The sequence below is a fragment of the Streptomyces durbertensis genome, assembly GCF_014156695.1.
Classification (GTDB): domain Bacteria; phylum Actinomycetota; class Actinomycetes; order Streptomycetales; family Streptomycetaceae; genus Streptomyces; species Streptomyces durbertensis.
In genome coordinates, this window is the sequence record NZ_WMLF01000422.1 from 1 (window position 1) to 4,732 (window position 4,732).

The window sequence follows — 4,732 nt, forward strand, 5'->3', positions numbered from 1 at the left end:
GGGCCGTAGCTGGTGCCGCGCCCCCGCCGGGCCCGGCTGCGGGCTCGGCGGGGGCGCGGTCGAGTGGAACGGGGTCGGGGCGAAGGTCGCCCGGTCGCCGTCGGGGTCAGGCGCGGACGATGTTCAGGACCTCGTCGCGGACCCGGTTGACGGTCTCCTCGTCCTTCGCCTCGACGTTGAGCCGCAGCAGCGGCTCGGTGTTGGAGGGACGGAGGTTGAACCACCAGTCGGGGCCGGTGACGGTCAGCCCGTCGAGGTGGTCCAGCTCCAGGCCCTGTCGGCTGGCGTAGGCGGCCTCGACGGCGGCCATGGAGGCGGCCTGGTCGGCGACGGTGCTGTTGATCTCCCCGGAGGCGGCGTAGCGGTCGTACTCGGCGACCAGTCCGGAGAGCGGGCCCTGCTGCCCGCCGAGGGCGGCGAGGACGTGCAGGGCGGCGAGCATGCCGGTGTCGGCGTTCCAGAAGTCGCGGAAGTAGTAGTGGGCCGAGTGCTCGCCGCCGAAGATGGCGCCGGTGGTGGCCATCTCCTGCTTGATGAAGGAGTGGCCGACGCGGGTGCGGACGGCCGTGCCGCCGGCCTCCTTGACGACCTCGGGCACCGACCAGGAGGTGATGCAGTTGTGGATGACGGCGCCGCCGCCGTGCTTGGCGAGTTCACGCGCCGCGACGAGGGCGGTGATCGCGGACGGGGAGACCGGCTCGCCGCGCTCGTCGACGACAAAACAGCGGTCGGCGTCGCCGTCGAAGGCCAGGCCGATGTCGGCGCCGGTCTCCCGGACGCGGCGCTGGAGGTCGACGATGTTGGCCGGGTCGAGGGGGTTGGCCTCGTGGTGGGGGAAGGTGCCGTCGAGCTCGAAGTAGAGGGGGTCCAGGTCCAGCGGGAGCCCTTCGAAGACGGTGGGCACGGTGTGGCCGCCCATGCCGTTGCCGGCGTCGACGACGACCTTCAGCGGCCGGACGCCGGTGAGGTCCACGAGGTCTCGCAGGTGTGCGGCGTAGTCGGCGAGGACGTCGCGCCGGGTCACGGTGCCCTCGGTCGCGGCGGCGGGCGGCGGGCCGTTCTCCGCCCACTCCGTGACCAGGTCGCGGATCTCGGCGAGGCCGGTGTCCTGGCCGACGGGGGCGGCTCCCGCGCGGCACATCTTGATGCCGTTGTACTGGGCCGGGTTGTGGCTGGCGGTGAACATGGCGCCGGGCAGGTCGAGGCTGCCGCTCGCGAAGTAGAGCTGGTCGGTGGAGCACAGTCCGATCTCGGTGACGTCCGCGCCGAGCCGGGCGGCGCCGCGGCCGAAGGCCGCCGCCAGGCCGGGGGAGGACGGTCGCATGTCGTGTCCGACGACGATGGCGGACGCCTGGGTGACCCTGACGAAGGCGGCGCCGAAGAGTTCGGCCAGCGTCTCGTCCCACTGGTCGGGGACAACCCCGCGGACGTCGTACGCCTTCACGATCTGTGACAAGTCGGGCACAGTCCACCCCTCCTGATGTCCGTTAGAGGGCTCAAATCTACCCGCCGGGCCACCGCCGACCGGGCGGCGCGGGCACGGCTGGCCGGATGCGCGCGCCCGCCGGGCGCGGGTGTGCCCGCATCGGATTCCGGGAACGCGGGCTCAGGTGTCGGGGGAACGCAGGACGCGCAGATGGCCGCGTCTGGCGACCTCTATGGGGTCGACCTCGCGGCCGCTGGGTTCGGCCGAGGTGCGCCTGTTGGCCCGACGGGGGGCGCGGGCGGCTTCGCGTACGGCGTCGGCGAGGGCCTCGAGGTCGTCTCCGCTCGGCCGCGCGGGCCCCGGGTCGACCGCGAGACGGACCACTTCCCAGCCGCGGGGAGCGGTGAGCCGCTCGGAGTGCTCTGAGCACAGGTCGTAGCAATGAGGCTCGGCGTAGGTGGCGAGCGGGCCGAGGACGGCCGTCGAGTCCGCGTAGACGTACGTCAGCGTCGCCACGGCAGGACGGCCGCACGCGGTGCGCGAACAGCGACGTACAGGGCTCACGACGTTGGACGGTACCGCACTCTTGAACGGGCTGCGATGACTCTCCACGACGTCACCCGGCCGTGTCGTCCGGTTCGCCGGGAAAGCCCGGAACACGCCCACCCGCGCCGACCAGGGCGAACGTGCAGAATCGTCACTGCAAGGCCCGCGCCCCCACCCCTCGCCCCTCCAAGAACGGGCCGAATACGGCCATCGAGCGCATGAATCCGGTCAGAAACCGCCATCCGGCGGGACAGAACCGGAGCACGTGCCGACGTCGGGCGGCACCGTCCGCACTCCCGCCGACACCGGTTGTCCACAGGGCGTGTGCACGCCCGCTCGTCTGACGGTCCGTCGCGCTACTCTCGGATGCGATGAGCAACGCCGTTCCGCCCGGTCGGCCGCATGGCCGGGCGCGCCACCGAGACCGTCACGGCCGAGGCATGCGCGGGCCGCTCGCGCCGCCGCAGGTGCCGCTCGCCATGAGTCGCGCCGAGTCCTTCGACAGCCTCGTCCGGGACTCCGCCGAGCGGCTGGAGCGCCAGTGGCCGCAGCTGGCGTCGGTGTACTTCGTGGTCCAGGAGGTGCCGGCCCCCGGACCCGTGGAGCGCATCGGCCTGGACGGGCCCGCGATCGTGCCGCTCGGCCGCCTCGTTCCCGCGCACGGGGGCCGGCCGGACTGCGTGATCGTCTACCGCCGCCCGGTGGAGCTGCGCAGCAAGAGCCGCGAGGAGCGGGCCCTGCTGGTGCACGAGGTGGTCGTCGAGCAGGTCGCGGAGCTGCTCGGCCTCTCCCCCGAGTCCGTCGACCCGAAGTACGGCCAGGACTGAGGGCGGAGCGCCGGGCCAGACCCGAGGCCGGGGCCCCGGCCGCCCGCCCTGGCCGGCGGCCCCCGGACTCAGCCCTGGCCGGCGGCCTCCGGGCGGCCTCAGCCGGCGTCGAGCACGGTGAGGTCCTGCCGCGCGCCCGGCACCGCCACGGTGCTGCGGTCGTCCGGCAGCACCTGGATGCTGAACATCGGCACGTCCTCGGCTCCGCTCTCCTTGGTCTCCAGCATCCGCGCGACGTGCACGGGGCCTCCGGAGAGCCGTTCGACGGTGTACGCGAAGGTGCCCTTCACCCCGTCCGGGCGCAGGTCGTCGAGGGCGGTGGTGGTGCCCGGCTTCAGCAGCAGCTCCCGGCTCGCCGGACGGCCGCCCTCGCTGCCGGCCGAGGCGGTCACCTTCACCTTGGCCGCCTCGCCCGGGGCCGTCAGGTAGAGGACGCCGCCCTTGGCCTGGTGGCCGGCGGCGGTGGTGCGCTCGACGACGGGCGCGACGGCGGGGACAAAAGCGGTCTCCTGCTCGCTCCCCTTCCCGCGGAGGACGCGCAGGGCGGCCACGACGGTGCCCTTGGGACTGTCCTTGGACGGCGTCAGCACCAGCGAGCCGGCCTCGCCGCGGGTGAGGTCGGGCAGGTCGACGGCCGCGGTCATGCCGCTCTTGACGTGCAGGGTCTCGTTGCCGGCCGGCGAGATCGAGCTGTTCGGGCCGGCGAAGCGGACGTCGAGTTCCACGTCGCGGTCGCCGGTGGCGAAGGCCACCAGCCGTACGGCCGTGGCGTCCGCCGGGATGCCCGGCAGCACCAGGCGGTCGTTCGACTCGTGCGACGGGGTGATCCAGTCGCTGCCGAGCTTCTCGTCCAGCGCCTGGACCTGGGCGCCCACCCGGCCGATGCGCACGGCCACGTGCAGCGTGACGTTGGTGACCGGCTCGGGCGTGAGTGTGGCCAGCAGCACGGGCACGGTCGCGCCCGGCGGGATGTTCAGGCCCGTCCCGCTCTCCGAGCGCAGCTCGCCGTCCTTGCCGTAGAGCTGGAGGTCGACGGTGGCGGGCGCGTCGTCGGGGTTGGTGAGGTGGATGTAGTCGTGCCGTCCCTTGGCGGTGCTGACGCCCGAGAACCAGAACTCGGTGTCCGGCACGGTGCAGCTGAGTCCGAGCAGCCCCCGGGCGGGACCGGCGCTGATGGTGGTGGACTGCTGGACGGTCCAGCCGGGGGCGAGCGCGCCCTCGGCCGAGCCGGTGAGCGCGGGGGCGTCGGCCTTGTCGGTGGTGTGGGTCACCGGTGTGCCCGGCTTCTTCAGCGGCAGCACCGGGTCCGGCTTCCTGGCCGGCCGCCCGTCCTTGTCCTCCGAGCCCTGGCCGCCGCCCTCGAGGGTGTGTCCGGCGGGCAGCAGCCCGGCGGTGTCGGAGCGCTTGCCGTCGCCGGGCCGGACGTCGGGGTGCGGCGCCGAGTACGCCGTGTAGACGGTCTCGGCGAGGTCGGAGGCGGCCGGCTGGGGGCAGACCAGGGTCGAGCGCTGCACCGGCAGCCGGGAGGTGCGCTCGGTGGAGGCCGGCTCGGAGCCGGGCGCGTTGAGCGCGGCGACTCCGGTCAGGGCGGCCAGCGCGGTGCCGACCGCGAGCAGGCTGACGGCGGTGCGGTTCAGGCTCACTGCTGGCTCCGGTAGTCGTACGTGCCGTGGTCCGGATCATGCGGGTTGTGGTGCGGCGGCGGGTAGCCCCGGGGTTCCGCGGTGTGGCCGTCCGGGTGGTAGCCGGGGGCGGGCGGCTGCTCCCAGTCCCGGTACTGCGGGGCTGCGTCGGGCTGGGCGTCGGGGTAGCCGGTCGGGTGGTACCCGTAGCCGTCGGTGGGCGCGCCGGTCCGGGCCGGCGGTGCGGGCGGCCCCGGCGGAGGGGGCGGCGCGGGCGCGCCGGTGGCCGCCGCTCCGGCGGTGCCGGGTTC

Annotated in this window: 4 protein-coding genes and 1 pseudogene; 1 reads left to right on the forward strand and 4 read right to left on the reverse strand. The window is 74.2% G+C overall.

Translation table 11 applies throughout. From position 1 onward, the window contains the following. Positions 1–106 precede the first annotated feature (106 nt). Both GL263_RS21795 and GL263_RS21800 read right to left on the reverse strand, forming a co-directional pair. Complete coding sequence (locus tag GL263_RS21795; protein ID WP_182857442.1) at positions 107–1,465, reverse strand: phosphomannomutase/phosphoglucomutase; 1,359 nt, start codon at positions 1,463–1,465, stop codon at positions 107–109. Between the two features lie 141 nt (positions 1,466–1,606). Next, on the reverse strand, positions 1,607–2,038 hold the full coding sequence (locus GL263_RS21800) for a DUF3499 domain-containing protein (protein WP_182857443.1): 432 nt from the start codon (positions 2,036–2,038) through the stop codon (positions 1,607–1,609). Positions 2,039–2,343: 305 nt separating this feature from the next. Here GL263_RS21800 and GL263_RS21805 point away from each other — a divergent pair, with 305 nt between their 5' ends. Then, a complete protein-coding gene (locus tag GL263_RS21805) occupies positions 2,344–2,799 on the forward strand; it encodes a metallopeptidase family protein (RefSeq protein ID WP_182857444.1) in 456 nt (151 codons plus the stop codon). Positions 2,800–2,897: 98 nt separating this feature from the next. Here the strand turns inward: GL263_RS21805 and GL263_RS21810 are convergent, their stop codons facing one another. Beyond that, a complete protein-coding gene (locus GL263_RS21810) occupies positions 2,898–4,436 on the reverse strand; it encodes a DUF5719 family protein (RefSeq protein ID WP_182857445.1) in 1,539 nt (512 codons plus the stop codon). A gap of 2 nt (positions 4,437–4,438) precedes the next feature. Next, positions 4,439–4,732, reverse strand: a pseudogene (locus GL263_RS21815) (hypothetical protein); the annotation flags it as partial.

Bases quoted from the DNA above. Each gene is read 5' to 3' on its own strand.
- GL263_RS21805 (WP_182857444.1), top strand. From the start codon at position 2,344: ATGAGCAACGCCGTTCCGCCCGGTCGGCCGCATGGCCGGGCGCGCCAC.